Source organism: Desulfurococcaceae archaeon (assembly GCA_038845865.1).
Lineage (GTDB): Archaea > Thermoproteota > Thermoprotei_A > Sulfolobales > Desulfurococcaceae > UBA285.
Genome location: JAWBQJ010000001.1, coordinates 59,829 through 80,451, shown reverse-complemented (window position 1 = coordinate 80,451; position 20,623 = coordinate 59,829). Strand labels below are relative to the sequence as shown.

General features: G+C 47.9%; 21 protein-coding genes. 11 read left to right on the top strand and 10 right to left on the bottom strand.

All coding sequences use genetic code 11. The annotated features are described in order from the left end of the window. Nucleotides 1–13 precede the first annotated feature (13 nt). Nucleotides 14–763: a flavodoxin family protein gene (locus QXU03_00410; protein ID MEM2170211.1), complete on the top strand. Its 750-nt coding sequence runs from the start codon at nt 14–16 to the stop codon at nt 761–763. On the opposite strand, the gene QXU03_00405 is transcribed toward QXU03_00410, so the two are convergent. Beyond that, nucleotides 729–1,436: a DUF357 domain-containing protein gene (locus QXU03_00405; GenBank protein ID MEM2170210.1), complete on the bottom strand. Its 708-nt coding sequence runs from the start codon at nt 1,434–1,436 to the stop codon at nt 729–731. The two genes, QXU03_00410 and QXU03_00405, sit on opposite strands and share 35 nt — an antisense overlap. 122 nt (nt 1,437–1,558) lie before the next feature. Between QXU03_00405 and QXU03_00400 the strand changes: the two genes are divergently transcribed. The 4 genes from QXU03_00400 to QXU03_00385 are packed head-to-tail and all read left to right on the top strand — an operon-like array spanning nt 1,559 to nt 5,987. Further along, the gene (locus QXU03_00400; GenBank protein MEM2170209.1) at nt 1,559–1,894 is read left to right on the top strand and encodes a hypothetical protein; all 336 of its coding nucleotides are present in this window, start codon (nt 1,559–1,561) and stop codon (nt 1,892–1,894) included. A 36-nt stretch (nt 1,895–1,930) separates the two neighbouring features. Further along, entirely contained in the window at nt 1,931–3,409 is a 1,479-nt protein-coding gene (locus QXU03_00395; GenBank protein MEM2170208.1) for a radical SAM protein, read from the top strand. Nucleotides 3,410–3,454: 45 nt separating this feature from the next. Continuing rightward, complete coding sequence (metG, locus tag QXU03_00390) at nt 3,455–4,987, top strand: methionine--tRNA ligase (protein ID MEM2170207.1); 1,533 nt, start codon at nt 3,455–3,457, stop codon at nt 4,985–4,987. A 1-nt stretch (nt 4,988) separates the two neighbouring features. After that, nucleotides 4,989–5,987 carry an ROK family protein gene (locus tag QXU03_00385; GenBank protein MEM2170206.1) on the top strand — a complete coding sequence of 333 codons (999 nt, stop codon included), beginning with the start codon at nt 4,989–4,991 and terminating at the stop codon, nt 5,985–5,987. Here QXU03_00385 and QXU03_00380 read toward each other — a convergent pair. Further along, on the bottom strand, nt 5,926–7,338 hold the full coding sequence (locus QXU03_00380; protein MEM2170205.1) for a hypothetical protein: 1,413 nt from the start codon (nt 7,336–7,338) through the stop codon (nt 5,926–5,928). The two genes, QXU03_00385 and QXU03_00380, sit on opposite strands and share 62 nt — an antisense overlap. A gap of 60 nt (nt 7,339–7,398) precedes the next feature. Here QXU03_00380 and QXU03_00375 point away from each other — a divergent pair, with 60 nt between their 5' ends. Beyond that, complete coding sequence (locus QXU03_00375; GenBank protein ID MEM2170204.1) at nt 7,399–8,388, top strand: isoaspartyl peptidase/L-asparaginase; 990 nt, start codon at nt 7,399–7,401, stop codon at nt 8,386–8,388. Beyond that, complete coding sequence (locus QXU03_00370) at nt 8,378–8,971, top strand: HAD hydrolase-like protein (GenBank protein MEM2170203.1); 594 nt, start codon at nt 8,378–8,380, stop codon at nt 8,969–8,971. The genes QXU03_00375 and QXU03_00370 overlap by 11 nt, the downstream gene beginning before the upstream one ends. A gap of 38 nt (nt 8,972–9,009) precedes the next feature. Here the strand turns inward: QXU03_00370 and QXU03_00365 are convergent, their stop codons facing one another. From QXU03_00365 to amrS, 6 genes are all read right to left on the bottom strand, one after another. Then, nucleotides 9,010–9,348, bottom strand: coding sequence for a hypothetical protein (locus QXU03_00365; GenBank protein ID MEM2170202.1), 339 nt, complete (start codon nt 9,346–9,348; stop codon nt 9,010–9,012). A gap of 39 nt (nt 9,349–9,387) precedes the next feature. Continuing rightward, the gene (locus QXU03_00360; GenBank protein MEM2170201.1) at nt 9,388–10,767 is read right to left on the bottom strand and encodes an ATPase domain-containing protein; all 1,380 of its coding nucleotides are present in this window, start codon (nt 10,765–10,767) and stop codon (nt 9,388–9,390) included. A gap of 148 nt (nt 10,768–10,915) precedes the next feature. Continuing rightward, nucleotides 10,916–12,322 carry an IMP dehydrogenase gene (locus QXU03_00355; GenBank protein MEM2170200.1) on the bottom strand — a complete coding sequence of 469 codons (1,407 nt, stop codon included), beginning with the start codon at nt 12,320–12,322 and terminating at the stop codon, nt 10,916–10,918. 6 nt (nt 12,323–12,328) lie between these two features. Beyond that, nucleotides 12,329–14,152 carry an adenine deaminase C-terminal domain-containing protein gene (locus tag QXU03_00350; GenBank protein ID MEM2170199.1) on the bottom strand — a complete coding sequence of 608 codons (1,824 nt, stop codon included), beginning with the start codon at nt 14,150–14,152 and terminating at the stop codon, nt 12,329–12,331. Between the two features lie 150 nt (nt 14,153–14,302). Next, entirely contained in the window at nt 14,303–15,088 is a 786-nt protein-coding gene (locus QXU03_00345; protein MEM2170198.1) for an ATP/GTP-binding protein, read from the bottom strand. A gap of 3 nt (nt 15,089–15,091) precedes the next feature. Then, complete coding sequence (amrS, locus tag QXU03_00340) at nt 15,092–16,183, bottom strand: AmmeMemoRadiSam system radical SAM enzyme (protein ID MEM2170197.1); 1,092 nt, start codon at nt 16,181–16,183, stop codon at nt 15,092–15,094. Between the two features lie 55 nt (nt 16,184–16,238). Between amrS and prs the strand changes: the two genes are divergently transcribed. From prs to QXU03_00325, 3 genes are read left to right on the top strand one after another with little or no spacing between them, the layout of a single operon-like run. Further along, nucleotides 16,239–17,147, top strand: coding sequence for a ribose-phosphate diphosphokinase (prs, locus tag QXU03_00335; GenBank protein ID MEM2170196.1), 909 nt, complete (start codon nt 16,239–16,241; stop codon nt 17,145–17,147). Nucleotides 17,148–17,194: 47 nt separating this feature from the next. Beyond that, nucleotides 17,195–18,169, top strand: a complete 975-nt coding sequence (locus QXU03_00330; protein ID MEM2170195.1) for an RNA methyltransferase — start codon at nt 17,195–17,197, stop codon at nt 18,167–18,169. Next, complete coding sequence (locus QXU03_00325) at nt 18,169–18,921, top strand: ribonuclease Z (protein MEM2170194.1); 753 nt, start codon at nt 18,169–18,171, stop codon at nt 18,919–18,921. The genes QXU03_00330 and QXU03_00325 overlap by 1 nt, the downstream gene beginning before the upstream one ends. A 44-nt stretch (nt 18,922–18,965) precedes the next feature. Here the strand turns inward: QXU03_00325 and QXU03_00320 are convergent, their stop codons facing one another. Both QXU03_00320 and QXU03_00315 read right to left on the bottom strand, forming a co-directional pair. Beyond that, nucleotides 18,966–19,364 (bottom strand): RNA-binding domain-containing protein, encoded by a 399-nt coding sequence (locus QXU03_00320; GenBank protein MEM2170193.1) that lies wholly within the window; start codon nt 19,362–19,364, stop codon nt 18,966–18,968. Then, the gene (locus tag QXU03_00315; GenBank protein MEM2170192.1) at nt 19,345–19,908 is read right to left on the bottom strand and encodes an AAA family ATPase; all 564 of its coding nucleotides are present in this window, start codon (nt 19,906–19,908) and stop codon (nt 19,345–19,347) included. Before QXU03_00315 ends, QXU03_00320 begins: the two co-directional genes overlap by 20 nt. Nucleotides 19,909–20,043: 135 nt before the next feature. On the opposite strand from QXU03_00315, the gene thpR reads away from it, so the two are divergent. Beyond that, the gene (thpR, locus tag QXU03_00310; protein MEM2170191.1) at nt 20,044–20,610 is read left to right on the top strand and encodes an RNA 2',3'-cyclic phosphodiesterase; all 567 of its coding nucleotides are present in this window, start codon (nt 20,044–20,046) and stop codon (nt 20,608–20,610) included. Nucleotides 20,611–20,623 lie beyond the last annotated feature (13 nt).

Genomic DNA, 20,623 nt, shown 5'->3' with positions numbered 1-20,623 from the left:
TTAGGTGGTGATCGTGGAGTATAAGCCCAAGGTACTAATCATAAACGGCTCACCGAGAAAGTACGGCTCGTCAGCCCAGCTAGCAGAGGTGGCAGTACTCGGCATTAAAGAGGCTGGTGGCACGCCTGAAGTAATACACATCTACGACTACAACATTAAGCCGTGTATAGGTTGCGTTTCCGACAACGTGAAGTATTGCAAATTCCCATGCATTATAGAAGATGACGACTTCAACGGGGTAGCGGAAAAAACCCTTGAAGCAGATGGCATAATCATCTCGACTCCAGTTTACTGGTATGCACCGAGCGGTATGCTTAAAAACTTCATCGACCGGTTAACTAGCATGGAAAACATGATCTTCCACGCCGGTAGGAGCCTGCTCGAAGGCAAGGTTGTAGGCTTCATAGTCACAGGACTTGACAGTGGAGTTTTCATGGCAGTAGCGTATTTGATGTCCGTTTTAAACAGCATGGGTGCTGTAGTTGCACCATGGAGTATGGCATACACCCACCTAGACGACGTAACTAAGGATGAGGGGGCGTTAAAAGACGCCTACAATGTAGGCTACCTCGTTACTGAAACAATTAAGGCTATAAGAAGCTATGGTGGGCACCTGGGCTATAGAGCGGACGTCAACGTGAGAAACCTAGCGGAGGTGGTTGAAAAGTACCGTGCAAATATGCGGGAGGAGCGATTAAGGAGGGTCTCTTCAATGGAAGCGATGCTATTCAGGGGGATCGGGCGGGGTAAGCCTCGTTCTTAATTCTATTCAATATACTTGATGAACTCCACTCTCCAACTCGTTTTTCTAGCCTTAACACCTTCACGCTGCTTAACCCTCGTTCTTTGAGCCTGCTCGAGAGCTCCTCCGGTTGAATCCACTGATCAGGCCCGAGGAGAACAATGTCTGGTTTTAAGTCCTCAAGTGGTTTTAACAGGTCATTTTCATCTCCTAGGATTGCCTTGGAGACGTACTTAATGCCTCTCACTACTTCGAGCCTATCATTCTCGCTTAAGACGGGCTTCCGGCCCTTAAATCTTTCGAAATTTTTATCCCTGGACACGATAACGTAGACTTCGCCTAGTTTCCACGCCTCTCTTAGTAGTGCTAGGTGTCCTGGATGAATTAGCTCAAAGCTCCCCGTAACCAGTACTTTCGGCCTCTTAAGTAATTCGCTTAGAGGCCTCCACTCAATTCCTTTAACGTAGCCCGCGACTCTCAGCGAATCTAAGAGTCCTTCAGCATACGCGATGCAGGCAAGACTAGTAATGTAGTCTCCCTCCTCGTAGTAGTACTTAGCGTCACTTAAGTAAGACCTTGCCAGCTCAAGTATCCTCTCTTGGTTCGATTCGAGCTCTTCCACGTTCACTTTACTGATAAACTGTTCCACGTTCAGTATGTATGCTCTTACTTTCTCGGCAAGCGTAGCTTTCACGGCTGAGACCCTATACATTCTTACTATGTAAAAGCTTTTTACGGATTTAGTGCGTTGAGAGCTTTCAATAAGACTTATATACCGGGCTACATTACTATGTTCACGACGGAGAGGGGCCTGTGTTGCTTACCTATAGAAATCCATCTTCATCTGTAATAATCCTCGGACACGTAACCGAGAAAGTGGTCACTCGGCTTCAAAGCATACTCAGGGTCTACGGATCCCGTGGGTTGAGAATATACCTGGTGTCTACGGCGTCCGCGAAGGTTCTTGAAGCCCTCAGAGATTTTATACTCAGTAACTATACCTTCACGGTTGAGGTCTACACCGTAGGTGGCGATCAGGCTAAGCAGATATATGAGCGCGAAGGTAGTAGCATCGTAAGCGTGCTCGCTTCCGAGCATGTCCTCCTTGACGACTTACCCGGGCATTTGAAAGGGCTTGTTGAGGTGCTGTAAGTGGTTTTTGAAATAGTAATTACGACCGACAGGACTATGATGTCTAACCACCACGGTAAGGAGTTTCTAGGCTTCGTTGCAACCGGCCCGCCGATAGGCATGCCGGAATGGCTCTGGATGGCGATCTGCGCGCCAAAAGTGAAAGTAGATGAGCTTGGCAGGCCCGTTGAAGCGCCTTATGGCTTGAGGAAGATCGAGGCCGCACTCCAAGATGCTGGTTTTAATGCCGCGGTGGTAGACCCGGATCACATCGATAAGCACTTAAGTACCATGAAAGTGATGATGATAGGCCATCATGACTATTTTGCATATGGACCGCCGAGCAGTGAGTGGTGGAGCTTAACGGGCGTAGAGCCTGTAAATAGGCGAAGCTTTATCAGGTTCATGAACAGTCCAGCGGTGAGAAGGGCCAAAGAACGCGGTGTGAAGATCATAGCAGGCGGACCAGCGGCATGGCAATGGCTTTACGAGCTCGAGTACATGGACAAGTGGGGAGTGGATACAATTGTAGATGGAGAAGGAGAAAAGATAGTAGTAGAGCTCGTCGAGAGAGCATTAAAAGGAGAACGCCTTCCGAGGTACGTATATATAGGCGTTGATAACGTACCGCGCATAGAAGAAATACCTACTATTAAAGGTGCCAGTGTCAACGGGCTAGTAGAGGTGATGAGAGGTTGTCCACGAGGTTGCAAGTTCTGTAGCGTGACGCTCAGGCCTTTGAGGTTCATACCGCTAGAAAAAGTACTAGCGGAGGTGGAAGTGAATCTAAGGGCCGGTGTCCGCGGTATAATACTTCACAGCGAGGACGTACTACTTTACTACGCTGATGGAATAAAGCCCAGGCCAGAGCCCGTCTTAAAGCTTCACAAGGAAGTGCTCAGTAAAATAGGTGAGAAAAAGCACATAGCGTGGGCTCACGTAAGCCTCGCAGCATTGAAGTACGCCGAAGAAAAATACGGGTTAATATCCAAGCTCATGCAGGAATACATACTGAACGATCATAGGAAGTTCGTCGGCGTAGAGGTCGGTATAGAAACCGGAAGCCCCGCACTCGCGAGGAAAATCATGGTCGCCAAGTCGTTACCCTATCCTCCTGAGCAATGGCCTAGCGTGGTTGAAGATGCCTTTAGGGTGATGCACGAGAACATGATCATACCGGCTGCGACAGTGATATTAGGGATGCCCGAAGAGACCCCCGATGACGTCGTTAAAACCATCGAGCTCGTTGATAGGTTAAAGCCTTATAGGAGTGTCATAGTGCCGATGTTCTTCGTACCCATGGGCGCGTTTAAGAAAAATAAGTGGTTTATGAGGGAGCACATAAAGCAGGAACACATTGAAGCTTTAAAGAAGATGTACGAGCACACCACTTACTGGATGAAGGATATAGTAGGAATTTACATGTCATCACCGATATACGCTCCAATAAGGTTCCTTCTTGGCTATTTTACCTGGTATGTTGACAGAAAAGTTAAAAAGTACGTAGGATTACTCGAAAAAATGGTTAAAAAGTGAAGCGAACTAAACCCCCTTAGAAGAGGCGTTCGATACTATTGGTGTATGAAAGTGGAAACCTTTTACATAACAACACCGATATATTACCCGAACGCGCCACCACACGTAGGACACGCGTATACAACCGTCTTTGCAGATGTAATGGCAAGGTATAAGAAACTCCTCGGCTACAAGGTTCTATTCCTAACTGGTAATGACGAGCATGGATTAAAAATACAAAAAGTTGCGGAAAAGCAGGGTAAAAGCCCGAAAGAGTTCACAGATGAGATGGCCGAGGTCTTCAAGAGGTACTGGAAGAGCCTTGACGTAGAGTACGACCACTTCATTAGAACAACGGATAGCTATCATGAAAGGACGGTGAAGGAAGCATTCAACTACATCTACAGGAAAGGCTTGATCTACAGGGCAAAGTACACCGGGCTCTACTGCGTTGATTGCGAAAAGTACTACAGTCCCGGAGAATATGTGGAAGTGGAAAACAAGCCTTACTGCCCCCTTCACAATAAACCTCTAGAGTACATGGAGGAGGAAACATACTACTTCAAGTTAAGTGAGTTCAAGGATTACCTACTCGAGGTCTTAAAGAACAGGGACATAGTGCATCCCCGTGGCTACGCGGAAGAGGTAATATCGAAGGTCGAGAAGGAAGGGTTGAGAGACGTATCAATAGCCAGGCCCATTGAAAGAGTTTGGTGGGGTATACCGGTACCTTTCGACGAGAAGTACGTCATATACGTGTGGTTTGATGCTTTACTCAACTACGTCAGTGCAATAGGTTACTTAGAGGACCGGGAAAAATTCAACCACTACTGGGCTAACGTACATCACATTATTGGCAAGGACATACTGTGGTTTCACACTGTAGTCTGGTTTTCGATATTAAGGGCACTAGACTTAGAGCCGCCCAGGAAGGTGATTGTACACGCGTTCCTCACGTCGAAAGGTACTAAAATGAGTAAAAGCGTGGGTAACATCGTCTCCATAGAGGATATGCTTAAAAGGTATGGGGGCTCTGACGGCGCTAGGTACGTGATCATGAGGATATTCAACATGGACAAGGACAGCGAATTTGACTTCGAGCTCCTCGATAACATATATGCTACCGAGCTTGCAGACACGTACGGTAACCTAGTTCGAAGAGTTGGCGTATTAGCGCAGAAGAAAACAGGCGGTAAGGTCTATAGAAGGAGTGTCGAAACGCGCCTAGCTGAGATGCTAAATGAAAAGCTTCACGCATACGTAGACAACATGGAAAATTTCGAAGTCACTAAGGCGGCGGTTCACGCAATGGACATCGCTAGATTGGCCAACCAGTACTTAAACGAAACTAAGCCGTGGGAAAAAAGCGATCCAAGCAAAGAGCTGTATACAGTACTGGAAGCAATTAGGCTGGCCACCATATTACTGTATCCCTTCACGCCGAGGGCATCTACCATGGTGGCGCGTTCCTTCGGCTTCGCGATTGAAAACCCGGTAAAGTCGGGCTTAGAAGCCGTTGAGAGATATAATGTAACCGGTGCGCCAATACTCTTCAAGAAGCCCCAAGGAAAGGTAGAAAACATTAAAGGGGCCCAGTAGGGTGGAGTACTATTTAGCAGTAGATCTCGGGGCCACCAAAACAAGGATTGCGCTATGCACCCGTGAGGGCATAGTAGAGAAAGAAACGTACAGTACTCCTAGACAGGGGAATGAGCTTACAATAGCCAACTCTATACTGGAAACTGTTAGGGCCAAGTGGCATGATCTTCTAAGAAGAGTCGTAACGGTGAGTGTAGCCAGTATAGGGCCCCTTGACATCACCGAAGGCAAGGTCACGTACACACCTAACATCCCAGTGCACACCTTCGAACTATTAAAACCATTGGTAAAAGGCCTCAGAAAGCCCGTTTATGTTATAAATGACTGCGTAGCAGCTGCATGGGGGGAGAGACTTTACGGAGATGCGCGAAACGCCGATAACTTCGTTTACTTAACGTTGAGCACGGGCGTGGGGGCCGGGGTAGTAGTAGACGGGCATCTCCTCATGGGAAAAATGGGTAATGCGCACGAAGTGGGGCATATCGTAGTAGACTTTGACTCGGAGCTGAGATGCGGGTGTGGTGGTCTAGGGCACTGGGAAACCTACGCGGGCGCTGCTAACCTACCTAGAGTAGCCAAGTACATTGCCGAAAAAGAGCACGTAGACTCGGAGTTAGCGAGGATCGTCCTCTCCGGCGCGGTGATCGTCGCGAAAGACGTATTCGACTACTACCGGAGGGGGGACGCCCTAGCTAGAAGGGTCATAGAGCTTTACGTCAAGGCAACAGCAGCAGGCATAGCGTCGATGATAAACGCGTATGACCCGGAACTCGTAATAATTGGTGGTAGTGTGTTTTTAAATAACATTGACGTGCTATACGAGCCGATTGTGACGTTAACTAAGCTAAACGTCGTCACGGGAATGCCTGCGATAAAGCCTACTAGGCTCGGAGACGATGCCGGTCTCTACGGCGCGTTAGCCATAGCCGTTGAAACTCCTAGGAACCTTGTAGAGGTGCAAGGCCCTCTAATAAAGAGGATCCTTGAAGGTACTTTATAGTTAGGGCTTCCACAAGCGCAGCGGTGAAGAGGAGCAATATACCGGTCGCAGCTAGCACGGTGTATCTCCTCCACTCACCTAAGAACGAAGACGATGTCAGTAGTATAGCGTAGGCGGAGAGCTCTAGTATGGAGTGCGGGTATACCAGGACCAAAACGACATCACCGGGGCTCCTTAACCCGCTACCGACTATCGTACCCACTACTAAACCAGCATTGTACACTCCCTGGGCCACTAGCACTCCTCCAACATACGGTACAATTGATGGAAGCGAGATTACGAGGTTATTTACGAAGATGTAGGTTGCAAGATCCAGCATTTTCATAGAACTCGCTACATTCGTTTGTCTACGTATGGTATCGGTTAAAACCCTGTACGTCTCGTAACCGGTCATGCCGGCCAGTAACCCTCCAAATACCAGTAGGTATAGCAGTATCAGCACTACCAGTACGCTGGAAGCTGACGTCCCTTTTGTTCTCCTAGCTAAGACAAGTGCGCTTAGTAATATGCCGCACGAATAGGCAACGTAACTGGCCGTGAACAGCCCGATGTAACTAGTAACTATGTTAAGGCCTATTGATAGCAAGAGAAGTCCTATTAGCAAGCTTGAAGTGGGCCTTAGCTCCTGAACGGTAGTGCCGTGCGGGGGTAAAGTAGGTGGGTTAGGATGGGAGCTGTGAATGGCGTTTACGTGCGCGTTAAACACCTTAGCAACTCTATGGCCCATGTACGCCAGGTAAAGGCCAAGGGTCAGGGGTACCAGTGCGAAGTCTATTAACATGTTAAACCACTTGTACTCGCTGGTAAACTTCGTCCTAAACAGTGCTTCCTCCTCGACAATAGCGTGCTCTCTCACAGCCTTTTCCGCGAAGCACAATATTACTGGATAGGCCACCCCACTGGTTAAGAACATTAGCAAAATGCCCGTTACGGGGGATGGTAGCGTGGACCTTACGAGAATGGATCTTAAGTACTGCATTGCGCCCTCAAAACTAGGACCTCCCGTGAAGTAATATACCGTTACACCACTCTGGTAAAAGTGGTCTTTGAGGTTCTTTAACAGGTTATAGACGGCTATCATCGACGCTATAGTGAACCCGAGTAAGGCTACTACGCCCCATAATATTGGCTGCACAATGTAGAGTGATTCTAGTGGTGAAATCCCCCCACTTACTGCCTCTTCACCTAGCTTGAGCAGTTGCGAAAAACCGATTGTGAAGAGTACTAGGGATAAGAATGCGAAAAGGGAGGGTAACAGTAACAGGCCGGGGCTCATTTTACTGAACCTGAACGTCTTAATTAGCTCCTGTAAATAGTGCGGTGTTGTCTGGCCACCTTGTCCAGTCTCCATGTAAATGCACCACTAGTTTTAATTAGCTTAGAGATTTAAAACTAACATGGTGACTATGCGTTGAAGGCGTTAATGCTTCACGGGGGTGCAGGGGCCTGGAAACCCAGGCCCGGTGTAGAGAACGCCATTGAAGCCGTTAAAAAGTGCACGAAGTACGGATGGAGAGTACTCAACGACACAAATAGCTCTCTCGAAACGGTGGTTAACGCGGTAAAGTGCATGGAGAACTCCGGGTACCTCAATGCAGGTTACGGTTCGGCACCAAACCTACTTGGTGAAAGGGAACTAGACGCCGGTTTAATGACTTCTACGGGTTTAATTGGTGCCGTTGCAGCGGTCAAGTCTACTCGGAATCCCATACTGCTTGCAAGGATAGTCGCGGAGAAGACACCACACCTCCTACTGGTAGGCGAAAATGCTGACCGACTCGCACTACTTTACAGCTTACCCCCATTACCGCCACCTCCACCACTAGTCATGGAGAGATACCGCGACGTCTTGAAGAAAGTATTTAAAGAGGAATTACCAGCGGACTTCTACTATAGGGCAATAAGGGAATTTGTTGATAGCAATACCGTGTACTCCGAGCTCGTACGTAGAATTATAGACGTATACGACACCGTTGGGGCGGTAGCCCTCGATGAACGGGGCATCCTAGCCGCAGCTACAAGTACCGGTGGCGTGATATTAAAGCTACCCGGTAGAGTGGGTGATACGCCTATACCTGGTGCGGGATTTTACGCCACTAGTAGAGTGGCTTGTAGCGCCACAGGCATAGGTGAGTTCATAGTCAGAACAATGCCCTGTCTCAGAATAGACCTAGAGTACGGGTATAGAAATGGTGATCTAAACAAAGCGCTGGATTCCGTAGTGAAGTTCGTCGAGAAAACGGTTGGCGTGAATACGCTGGGCTTTATAGGCGTGGACGAGAGTGGGAGAATGTTTTACGCGTACAACACCGAAGCCATGCTGATAGGCTACGTTAAGAAAGGGGAGGTAATGGTGGAGCTGAAGCCAGAACCGAAAGTGGCTGTTATAAATGCCGAGTAGAGACGCCAGCGCTCGTTGTACCCTAGTAGTGGACATAGATGGGACACTAATACCCATACTGCTAGATTTTGAAAAGCTGAGAGCAGAGATAAGGCGTCTACTCGGCGTAGATCACCCATTGAGACCGCTTGGCGAGAGCCTAGCTAAGCTACAAGCGGAAGACGGGTTGAAGAGAAAGGCATGGGATCTCGTAGAGCGGGCAGAACTTGATTCAATAGGTAGGTTAAAAGTAGAAGATGTACAAGAAAACATTGAGTTAGTGAAGCACCTTGCTTCAATAGGCGTTAAGGTAGTACTTGTAACCATGAGGAGTAGTGCATCAACTGTACCGCTACTTTCAAAGCTCGGTTTAATCGATGCAGTGAGCTACGTTATCACTAGGGATGAGTATCTTAGTAGAAGAGAGCAACTGGAATGGGTACTGAGAAGCTCTCAAAACGCGCGACCGGTGTTTATAGGTGATACTCACTACGACGAGGAAGCTGCAAAGGATCTTCACATACCATTCATTAAAGTAGCAGACTATAAAGAGTTCTCGTTAGCGGTTAGCAGGGCGCTTGAAGAATGTAAAGCACCGGTGTAGCGATGTATATCGTTAATAGTTACTGTCGTACTTTACAATCACTTTCTACATAGTATATCGCTTAAAACTCTCCGCAACTCGTCTGGGTTGTTCATGAATAAGCTAACGAGGCCTTCAACGGGTATGTCTGTATTGGTTTCGATCACTACAGGGTATAGGAACACTCTCGCAACCAGGTTGACCGTGGGCGACAGATCATATACTCTCACGAGGATATCTCTCAGGGTTTTTGGCTCTTCGAGCAGGATTGTAACGCAGTCCTTGCCCGCTAGCTTGCGACAGTAGAGATCGATCGTGTAGAAAAGCCCGGGCACCACGCTCTTCGCGTAATTCCTGATGGATTCCTTGATCTCGGCCGCCGCGGGATGGCATGCCATTAATTATTACCAGCGGTGTTTAGCTCTTGGGAGTTGGTTTTAATAAGGGCGGCTAGTTTCTGAAGCCTCCAAGGCGGCCTGAGTTATGTCCTCGTTTGTGAAGTCGAAGAGTAGAGGGGTCCTGCCCCGCCTCCAAATGTAAAATACCGGTTTGAGGGCCCCTCCTTCGCGTTTATAGTAAACTCTAACTACGATATCTGCCAATATTTCGTTTATTCTCGTCCATTGAGGACTTATTCTAGCACTATAACGTATTACTAGCTTACCATTGTTTTTAAGCCAAGTGAGCATGCTAATGAGTAGCGTCCAGTACTCCGAGGGATCTGCGACAGCGCTAAAAATTTCAGTCCCGTGGTGTACGACCATGTCAGGTTTTAAATCCTCTATTAGTTCTACTTCTACTGCGTATAGGTGTGTTAAGGCATAACTGGCTGGGTTAAACGATTCTATGGTAAAATGCCTGTTTAAGATACTTAAAACAACGTCTTTACCTAGGTTGAAGTACGATCCGAATACCTCGATGAACAGCTCCTTGACCTCATCGGGAGAGTACTTATAGGATATGAGCAATGCCTTCAGGTTATTTGTAACAGCGATGTCTACCAAAGGCACGATTGTTAAAGCTTCTCTCGCATGTGGCGGGAAGCTGATATCAATGGTATCGCCTTTGTATATAGGCCCAGCGAGCTTGGTGATAAAGCTTATTGTTGTACTTATTGCATGTTCCCTGCCCCTCATCATTCTCTCCGGTCTAGGAGGTAGGTAGACTTTGAAACCTGCGTCGTTGAGTATTGCAAAGGGTACCTCGATTACCGATGACGGGGCCCCCCGCACCTTCCTTACTTCGAGTATCCTTGACCTTAGTCCGCGAGTTATCCTGTGCTTCAAGTATAGTATTAGGTCGGCGACGAACTCTATGGAACCGTATTCTAGTGTCTCTTTTCCGATGGGCATCTCGGCCACAGCTACTAGCAACCCGTCAATGATGTCTACTAACTGGTAGAAGAAATTCAGCACAATAGCCCTCTTAGACTCTTCCCTTTCAACTAGTTCTAGAGCCGGGTTTATCGAGTCGATAACGACTACATTGTAGTGATCGCTGGCAACGAGCTTCGCCACGATATCCATGAGCTCCTCTGCGGACGCTACAGGTAGCTTAACGTACGTTAAAAACCCCTTATTCTCCACTTCTGCGAGATTTATTTTAAGTCTACCCATGTTTCTAAACAGCTTTTCCCTGTCTTCGTAGAACGTCATATAGAGGCATTTGTGCCCTCTTACAGCATTAGCGTAGCATATCTGGGATGCTAACGTAGTTTTGCCGGAGCCAGGGTGTCCGACTATTAAAAGCATCGTACGAGGCGGTATTTCACCAATAAGCTTGTCGAGCTCGCTACTACCAGTAGTAAAGCCCTTCACGCATTGTGCACCCTTAATTACTCTAAAAGCTGTACATAAAGTACTAACATGAATCTTATAAATCTTAAAAACAGTCTTATGAATCTTGAAAACAACGCACCTTTTAGCGATATAACCTAACCGTATTCCAGGTACTCTGTATAACCCCTCACTCTCCTAGAGCTCTGTAAATGATGCCTCGTTCACCGCGACGCGATGATATGAACCTTGCTTTGACCCATAGTTCCTTTATGTTACGGGCCCCGGCATACCCTAGCCCCGCTCTAACGGCTTCTACGAGGCCTCTTACAACGTTGTATATGCTACCTTTATATGGTACAAGTCCTTCCACGCCTTCTGGGACGCGTTTACCCGTCCTAGCGTACCGGTCTACGGCAAACCTTCTTTCAATTGCACCCCTACTAGCCATGCCCCTATACAGCTTGTAGTACTCATTCCCTATAGCTATTAAAGGTGATGCTGCCTCATCCGTTCCGGCTAGCATGTAGCCAAGCATTACCGTATTGGCGCCAGCAGCTAGCGCCTTGACGACATCGCCTGCAGTCCTAATACCGCCATCAGCTATGATGGGCACATCTAGTCCTAGCTCTTCAAGTGCATCTCTTACCGATGCGACGGCCCAGAGCGTTGGCGCGTATGCTCCCGTTACCTCTGGTGTGGTACAAATGGACCCTCCCCCTATGCCCACCCTGAACCCCGATACCTCTTCGATGACTGTTATGGTGTCTTTAACGGCTTCCTCGGACCCTATATTACCAGCGACGAAGTCGGTGGAGATCTCTGCTACGAGTTTTTTAGCACTTGTTAAAACCTCCATGTTGTGGAAATGAGCTACATCGGATACTAGCACGTCAACGTGCTTGTCTAGCATTTTAGCTCTTTCGATATCAAAAGGTGAAATTGCGGCTCCCACTAGTAGCTTGCCTTCATGGTCTAATGCCGGGGTGATGTCTTCTAGCACGTCTATGTAAACAAGCGTGCCCAAGTACAGGCTGTCTCTGGTTATCACTGCGATGGCGTCATAAACTCCACGGAGAGCGCTTTCCACGGCTTCTTTTACCATTTCTACGCTATAGCCCTTGCCGGGCCTAACGGCGTGCCTTACAGGTTCAAGTGGGTTGCATTGCCTGAGGAGATCAACGCTCGCGTAGCCGAGAAATACCCCACCTTCGACCACGGGAATATTTCTAATACCAGTTCTTTTTAAGACTTCTAGTGCCTTACCACACGTATCATTGCTCTCCAAGTACAGCAATCTCAGTTTAACCGGAGGGTGCTCTTTAACCTTCTTTACTATTTCCACTTGCTTTTCGCGTTCCATATTTCTATGGACGATGCCTATACCCCCTAGGAGTGCCATGGCTACGGCCATATCTAGCTCAGTGACGGTATCCATGGGTGACGAAACGAGCGGTATCTTTAAAGTTATGTTAGTGGTGAGCTTCGTGGTTAAGTCAACAGCACCGGGTTCCACCGGCGCTAGTGAAGGTAAGATATAAACTTCGTTGAAGTCGGGAATTTTTACGGCGTTGAGAAGCTTATCCTTAAACGCCATGAGCGCTTACCCTAAGACCTCTTTGAGGGGCGGGACAATTATATTTTCAGTAACATTAACAAGGCCTTTGGGAGTTATCCGTATCTCCGGTATGACCGGTAACGATACTACAGAGGTCGTCAGTATAAAGGAATGAATGTCCCCTGTAAAGCCCAAGGCCTTTATAGCTCTTGCTACTTCGTTAAACTCTCCGTAAACCTCGCTGTAGCTTTTAGTGCTCATTAGCCCGGCTATCGGCAATCCCAATTTCGCCAAGACCCTACCGCTGGACGCAACGACTATTCCGCCTTCAAGCTCCTTTAACGCTTGTACGGCCGTGAACATGTCGTAAGGGTTGTCACCATAAACTAGTACATTGTGTGTATCGTGCGCTATTGTTTGTGCAACGGCACCTTTAACCAGGTTTAGGCCCTTCAAGAACCCCACTCCAATGTACCTGCCGCCCCTGTACCTGTCAATAGAAGCTACGTGGATGACGTCTTCGCTGGGAGAAGACGCTACATAATTGTCTACTACTGGTAGAACGGCTTCTTTCTCCTTGCTTACCGGTGTTCCCGGTGTAACTTCTATCACTCTTACCCTTACGTAACTCCCATCATTGATGCTAAGAACTAGCTGCCTCCATGAAGTTAGGTTTGAGATCTCCATGACCCTGGTAACGGCTGGAACGATGTTAACCCTCCCGTAAACTTCACCAACTCTGTCCTCGTCGTAGATCTCACCGCACGAAATTACCCGCCTTATTCGCATACTTTCCAAGTCATCAACCAGTACTATATCGGCTATCCTGCCTGGGGCTATCGAACCCACGAAACTATCCAATCCGAGGTATTGTGCAGGGTTTATCGTTACGAGCTGTATCGCTTCAATGGGGTCGAGCCCGAGTTCTATAGCATTTCTCACCACGAAATCCATGTAACCCAGTTCAACGAGGTGGGAGACCGTAGTATCGTCGACTACCAGCATTAGCCTACTCATATTCACCCTCGCAAGCCTAAGTAGCGGTAGCGCTTCATCGGCGTTCCGCCACGCCCCACCGGTCCTCAGCATGACGTAGTATCCAAGTCTAAGCTTTTCCAGGGCCTCTCCCAGTGTGGTCACTTCGTGGCAAGAGGAAGCATATGAGAGCGCGTAGGTGTTCAGGTGAGTTTCATCGATTGAGGGGATGTGTCCGTAGACTCTACTACCTAGTTTTATGGTAAAAAGTGATGTTTCAAGGTACCCTTCATCCCCCTCTACTACAGCGGAGTAGTTCATTAACTCTCCCAAGCCAAAGTATTCTCTGCTTGAAAGGAGCTTCTTCACCGTATCCAGCGGTACTGTAACACCAGGGTTATCCAGCTCTTCAGGTACTGGTGGAACGCAGCATGGAACCTGCACTAGTATTTTCATGGGGAGGTTTCGGGAGGCGTTGATAAACCATTCCAGGCACTCTAGGCCGCATACGTTGGCTATCTCGTGAGGGTCTGCGACCACGGTTGTCGTTCCATGCAAAGTAGCTAATTTGGAGAACTCCAAGGGGTTTAGAAAGCTCGACTCTATGTGGATATGCGCGTCAATGAATCCCGGTACGGCGTAGAGCTCGCCATTACCGTCGATTACGAGCGTGTTTTGACCTGTGAACCTATCCGTTTCAATACTTCTCGTCGTGGTGGCTATTAGTCCCCGGCTAATGGCGATGGTTACAGGTTCTAGTATTTCCCCGGTAAACACGTTAACGAGCTTGACGTTCTTAACTAGGATATCGGCCTTCTCCAGCCCTCTAGATACACTGATTAAACCCTTAATGATCTTGTAATCCGGGTTTCTAATTAGATTAGAACAAGCCATGTGTTAAGTATAGTAAGAGGTTATTTAAAGCGTTTACTATTAGTTACACTAGCTTACTTCCTGTCCCGGGATGCAGAGCCTTCAGCTGTAATAGGCTTTTGCCCGGTAGCTTGGAGGCTTCGCAACCAGCGGCTTCGACTACGTTCTACATCATAAAACAGGACTAGGCTCTTCTGTATAGTAATCTTCGCCTCCTGCAACTACTCTCTGCACTAATGCGTAGAGGTCGTCTATGCCCTCGCCTGTTACGTTAGATACGGGTATTATGCTAAATACTAGTAACTTATCCAGCAAGCTTGATACCTCGTTAAACCCCCATATCAACCTAGGGTCTTTTTCATTGGCTATACTAGCAGCTAGCACGTCCGGGTCTTCGAGCATTTCCATGGTTTTTTCGAGTTCACCCGGCGGGAGCAGATCTATTTTAGTCAAGACGTTTATTAGTGGGAGTTTAAGCCTCACGTGCGTTGATGCTGCCAGTAGTAATGCGGAGAAGAGATTTGAAGGTTCGGTCGTATACGTTGAGTCTATTAGAAAGGTGGCGACTGCTTTGGCATCGCCGATGATAGCTCTAAGTGCTAGCGGTCCCGTGTGCCTGAACGCGAAGAGCTCCATCTGGCCCGGGGTATCTATGATCACGTAGTTCGCTTTATAGCTCCATACATCTTCCTTAATGTCCTCTATGTCTACCAGGAGTAGGTCTATGGATGCTATTAAGGCGCCGTTGGGTCCTAGTCCCGTTTTCTTCATTATATCCCTCGCGTCAACGTAATCTCTTACGTCAATGTCAGGGTCGTATGGTAGCTCTTCAACGGCAGGATCTAAGTTAACGATTATCGCATCTAGCTGGTGGCTAGTTAAGTACGTGTGTAGCACGCTTGACAGCGACGTCTTGCCACTACCTGCCGTGCCTAGAACGACGATGAAGTAGGGCATCCACTACCACCAGAGTAGGCTCCTATACCTCACACCGTGGAATTCCCCACGGAAATTAAGCCTGTAACCACAACTAGGACATGTAAAGTCGTTTTTTAACTTCCACTTGGACACGAAGAAACCGGCCCTTTCTACGACTAGCGTTCTGCACTTAGGACAGTACGTGTTTTCAAGTGGATGTCCCCACACGTTTCCCACATATACGTGCTTTAAGCCGCACTCCATGGCCGTTTTAGCGAGCTTCTCTAAGGTTGAGATAGGTGTTGATGGCAAGTCTCGTAATAGGTAGTCTGGATGGAATCGCAGTAGGTGGAACGGTGTTTCCTCGTTGAGATTTTCAGCAATCCATTTTGCGAGCTTTTTAACGTCCTCGACCTTATCACCCACTTCTGGTATAACAAGGTTTGTTACTTCGATCCATAAACCCTCTTTTTTCATTTCTAGTAAGCTTTCGAATATGGGTTCCGGGTCTGGTACACCCATGTACTTCCTGTAGAACTCCTTGTTGCCACCGCTCTTGAAGTCTACCGTGGCGGCATCCATGAGCCCTTTTAGCTCCCTAATCGCCTCTGGGGTGATGTAGCCGTTCGTGACCATAGTGTTGAAAAGCCCTTCTTTCTTCGCTATCTTAGCTGTGTCTTGTACAAACTCGAAGAATATTGTTGGCTCGTTGTAGGTGTAGCTCAATCCATGGCATCCACTGCGTTTAGCTTGTTCTACCACATCCTCTGGTTCATAGGGTTCACCGAATATCCTGTCCCTCCTGCTTTGGCTTAGAACCCAGTTATCGCAGAACTTACAGTAGAAGTTGCAACCAGCCGTCGATATGGAAAATACACATGCACCGGGGTGGAAGTGCATTAATGGCTTTTTCTCTATGGGGTCAGCGTTCGCGGCTGTGAGTATGCCGTATACGGTAGTGTAGAGTGCCCCGTTATGGTTGTAGCGGACACCACAAGCACCGAAGGCACCGGGCACTATGATGCACCTCCTGTGGCAAAGATCGCAGGTTACTCTGCCCCCTTCTAAGCCCCTCCATAGCCGTGCGAGCGCAATACCCGGTCTACTAGGATCGAATGCTTCGGGTCTGTACATAACTCAATGCCGCACCTCATTACTTATTTAACCTTCTTTAGCCCGTTATATTTTCATGGTGAAGTACTTGGTAGTGATAATTGGTTATCCTGGTTACTGGTTAACGGAGGAGTTGTCAAGGGCCATTGAAGCCGACCTCTTAACTGTCCAGGAAAAAGTGTTTCCCGATGGTGAACTATACATTAAGTTAACAGCTCCCGAGAAAATCGCTTCACAGGACGTCATAGTGGTGTCAACGCTGTTCCCGGAACAGGATAGAAGGCTTTTTAAGACGTTGCTAATAATTAATGCCGCTAAAAATGCAGGCGCTAAAAAGGTCATCGCGTTAATCCCCTACCTCGCGTACTCTAGGCAAGACAAGGTCTTCCTACCCGGCGAACCCATTTCAGCATGTCTAGTGACCAAGTCGCTCAGAGTAGCGGGTGCCAACGTGCTAATTACGGTTGATGTTCATAGTACACGTGTACTAGAGTGCTTTGAAGGTCCTGTAATTAACGTCGTGGTATCAGATGTTCTGGTAGCTCGGGCTTTGAGCTACCTCGAAAAACCGGTTATAATTGCACCGGATAAAGGCGCCTTGGAAAGAGCGTTTATTGCGGCGAGAGTTCACGGGCTCGACTACGACTACCTTATTAAGCAACGTGATAGAGTCACGGGAACAGTAATGTATACTCCCAGGGAGCTAAGCATTAAGGGCAGGGATGTAATTATGGTAGATGACATTATAAGTACCGGTGGCACAATTTCAGAAGCCTCAAAGATGTTGCTCGAAAACGGTGCCAGGAAAGTAGTCGTAGCGGCCACTCACGGATTACTAGTCGGCGATGCCGTGAAGAAGCTAGAGGCTTCCGGCGCACTTAGAGTTTTACTAGCAGATACGCTGGGAATAAGACACGAGCACAGGTTAATAGAGTACGTTAGCGTGACTCATAGAGTAGTAGAGGAGTTAAAAAAGGTCCTTTAATAGAGAACAGCGGCTACGCTGGCTAAGCGCGCCGAGGGTGTTTTCCTTTGAAAACGTACTTCGTACTACGTGGTGGCAACGAGCACCTCGCAGAAGGCGAGTTAAAAGCACTCCTCGAAGTGTACAGTCCACATGAGAGTTTAGAGTGCTACACGATGATATGCTCATCTACGGCAGGGCTAGACGTAGCCGCCAAGATCATGAGAAGAGCCGGTTTTATTAAAGAGAGCGGCTTACTTCTCGGCGTTTACAGTGCCTACTCTCTCACAGGCGCTAAAGAAGTTGCTGAAGTTGTTGGGGACAGGGTTATACATCTATCCGTGTACAAGTCTACCGTTAGCAGTAGGGCAGTCAAGGAATTCCTAGACGCAGTGGGCCTTAAGCAAGGTACCCGGATTGGAGAAGAAAAAAGACTCATATTTTCCAGTGGACTGGTTTTCGTCGGTATTAAGAAGTACGTACAAAGCAGGAAGTCAATGCTTATAAGGACTAGAAACATGCCATTTAAGAGAAGCATAGCGTTAACGCCCGATATCGCGAGGGTGCTTATCAATCTTTCAAGAGCCCGTGAAGGAGAGGTTCTTCTAGATCCGTTTGCCGGTACAGGAGTGATCCTAGTCGAGGCGTGGTCCATGGGCGTGAGAGGTATTGGCGTGGACTTAGACTGGAAACTCGTTAAGGGCATGTCTTTTAACGTTGAATACTTCAAGTCCAATTCCATAGTGATAATAGGCGATTCCCGGTACCTCTCCTACGAAGCGGTGGATCACGTTGCTACCGACCTACCTTATGGTAAGGGCGCTAGCACGCATGGAACTGAAATCAAGCAGCTTTACAGCTCGTTCGTTGAAAGGCTTTCAGAGTACTTATCAAAAAACGGTTATGCGTGCTTCATGGCGCCACTATGGCTCGAGGACTACGTAGACGAAATAATAAGTACCCATGGGTTAAAGCTAGCTGGAAGATACTACGACTACGTGCACAGCGCCCTCACGAGGGTTATTAACGTGGTGAAGTGGTAATGGTGAATGCCAGGATATACTTCCTGGGAACAGGTGCAGCAATGCCCATTACGAGGTTACTACCCTGCATAGCCCTTAAAGTAGACTCTGATGTGTACTTATTGGACCCCGGTGAAGGGTGCCAGGCAAAAATGTTCAGAACAGGCCTTAGTCCATTAAAGGTCAAGGTTGTTTTCATAACGCACGGCCACGGAGACCACTACTTAGGGTTACCTGGATTACTGCAGTCAATGACTTTATCAAATAGAAAAGAGCCCCTCACTATAGCTGTGCCGAAGCAACTTAAGGATGCACTGGTTGCAGTGCTTAAGAGCGGGCTCGTAAAGCCGGGCTTCAAGCTGGATCTTCTGGGCATAGACGAGAACTTCATTTACGTCGATCCGAAGATCTCTGCAAAGCCCTTCCCAGTAGATCATGGCGTGGAAGCATATGGCTTCCACATCACTGTGGGCAAAAAGACACTATGTTATACCGGCGACACGGCACCAGTGCGGAGTGTGATAGAGAGCTGTAAAGGCGTAGATATTCTGATACACGAAGCTACGTTTACAGGTATATACGAGAAAGAGGCCCACGAGCAAAAGCACTCAACTTCTGTAGACGCAGCAAAGGTCGCCCTCGAGTGCGGGGCCAAAATGTTGATTTTATTCCACATTAGTGCAAGGCACGGCGTCGAGGAAACGTTTTTCGATGCCTATAGGATTTTCAAAAATACGGTAGTGGCGGTTGATGGGATGATGGTGATGCTATAGTAATACCGTCGCGGCCCTTATTTAACTTCGTAAAGGGCATAGCATTACTTGCCTGTTAGGTAATCTATTAATTCCTCGATCTCCTCTTCGGTACCCGAGACTTCGACCTTTATCGGACCCAGCGGGGATTCCCGTGCATCATCTACTAGCGAGATTTTACCTACGTAAGCTACTTGCTTATGTAACATCACCGTTAACACGCCCTTGCTTTTATACTTGTACAGGTAGGCTCTCACGGCCGGCTCTATTTGTTGGATTTTAATGGTGTTTCTAAGTGGCTCCATGCACTCGATCCTATCGCACTTAGTTCTAATGACCTTAAAGCCTGCTGCGATCTCTTCTATTACGAATTCACTCGCATTTACCACAGTTGACAGGGCTTTCTTTACCTTTTCTACGTCCTCCGTGGGCCTTACCTCGGCTTCAACAGCAATTTCTACCATGAGGTCCCACCAGGCTGGTCAGTATTCTTCTAGCTTCTTCGCGGGCTTTTTCAGGCGTGTCCTCGTTTATAATAACATGGTCTGCTAATGCTATGACGTGACCAAGGCCGAAGCCCAGTTCCGCCAAGTCCCGTCTTGCGAATTCCTCGTAGCTTGAAGGATCTCCAGGCCTCTTCCTCTCTAGTAGTCTCTTAAACCTCGTCTTAGGGGATGCGTGTACTGCGATTATTACCACGTCGCCGTACTTCTGGAAGAGTTCCACTTCCTTAAGGCTCCTAACGCCGTCGATCAGTACTACGCGATGATCTTCTCGCACCCTTTCAAGCGTTCTTAACGCGATTATGTCCTCGCCGAACCGCTCCCTGAGAAGCCTGGACGTCTCGACCATTAATTCCGGCGTAATTGTGCCATACATCCTTAGAGTCTCATCTCTAACAACATCACCCATCGTGTAAACGGGTATACCAAGCTCCTTTGCAACGCTCACTACTATGCTCTTACCAGAACCAGGCATGCCCGTGACAAGTATGAATGTTCTAGGCACATTAAGCACCAACTGCGCTATTTACAACGCACGCTTATGGGGGGTTCAGGCGTAAAATAACCTTAGCATGGTTTTTAAACCTATTTTAAGACCGTTTTGTTCACATACATCTGGGTACTGCTAAGGGAGGTCTAGTTGAGCGAGCTCATTAGAACGTTCATAGCAGTAGAAGTAGAGAATAAAGATGTCTTGAGGAAGCTAATAGAGGTTAGGGACCAGCTAGCGGCTACAGGGACGGACTTAAAACCCGTTGAAGACGAAAACATACACCTGACTCTTAGATTTATAGGCGAAGTACCCGCTGGACTCGTTAAAGTTCTATGTAACGAGATTTCCGGTTTGAAGTTCCAGCAATTCCAGATACACGTTAAAGGTTTGGGCGCGTTTCCTTCGCCCACTAGGCCACGTGTAATATGGGCTGGCGTCAGCGAAGGATCGGATAAGCTGGTAGAGCTATACAGACTCGTGGAGACCATTACTAGAAAGCTCGGAGTACAGCCCGAAAGAGAGGAGTTCGTACCACACATAACACTCATAAGAGTAAAGGGCCCTAGAAACGTGGATAGGTTACTCAAGGTAATGAACAGCCTCCTCGATACGGACTTCGGGTATTCCAATGTGACAGAGGTCTACGTAAAGAGGAGTGTTCTAACGCCCAGTGGACCAGTATACAGTAACCTATGTAGCGTTAAGCTGTTCTAGCTAGTGGTGGATA

What these genes read in the sequence shown, in the direction of transcription:
- QXU03_00380 (MEM2170205.1), bottom strand. Translation starts at nt 7,338, where the DNA reads ATGGAGACTGGACAAGGTGGCCAGACAACACCGCACTATTTACAGGAG.
- metG (MEM2170207.1), top strand. Translation starts at nt 3,455, where the DNA reads ATGAAAGTGGAAACCTTTTACATAACAACACCGATATATTACCCGAAC.
- amrS (MEM2170197.1), bottom strand. Translation starts at nt 16,183, where the DNA reads ATGTACAGACCCGAAGCATTCGATCCTAGTAGACCGGGTATTGCGCTC.
- QXU03_00365 (MEM2170202.1), bottom strand. Translation starts at nt 9,348, where the DNA reads ATGGCATGCCATCCCGCGGCGGCCGAGATCAAGGAATCCATCAGGAAT.
- QXU03_00325 (MEM2170194.1), top strand. Translation starts at nt 18,169, where the DNA reads ATGGTGAATGCCAGGATATACTTCCTGGGAACAGGTGCAGCAATGCCC.
- QXU03_00320 (MEM2170193.1), bottom strand. Translation starts at nt 19,364, where the DNA reads ATGGTAGAAATTGCTGTTGAAGCCGAGGTAAGGCCCACGGAGGACGTA.
- QXU03_00350 (MEM2170199.1), bottom strand. Translation starts at nt 14,152, where the DNA reads ATGGCTTGTTCTAATCTAATTAGAAACCCGGATTACAAGATCATTAAG.
- QXU03_00370 (MEM2170203.1), top strand. Translation starts at nt 8,378, where the DNA reads ATGCCGAGTAGAGACGCCAGCGCTCGTTGTACCCTAGTAGTGGACATA.
- QXU03_00395 (MEM2170208.1), top strand. Translation starts at nt 1,931, where the DNA reads ATGATGTCTAACCACCACGGTAAGGAGTTTCTAGGCTTCGTTGCAACC.
- QXU03_00345 (MEM2170198.1), bottom strand. Translation starts at nt 15,088, where the DNA reads ATGCCCTACTTCATCGTCGTTCTAGGCACGGCAGGTAGTGGCAAGACG.
- QXU03_00355 (MEM2170200.1), bottom strand. Translation starts at nt 12,322, where the DNA reads ATGGCGTTTAAGGATAAGCTTCTCAACGCCGTAAAAATTCCCGACTTC.
- prs (MEM2170196.1), top strand. Translation starts at nt 16,239, where the DNA reads ATGGTGAAGTACTTGGTAGTGATAATTGGTTATCCTGGTTACTGGTTA.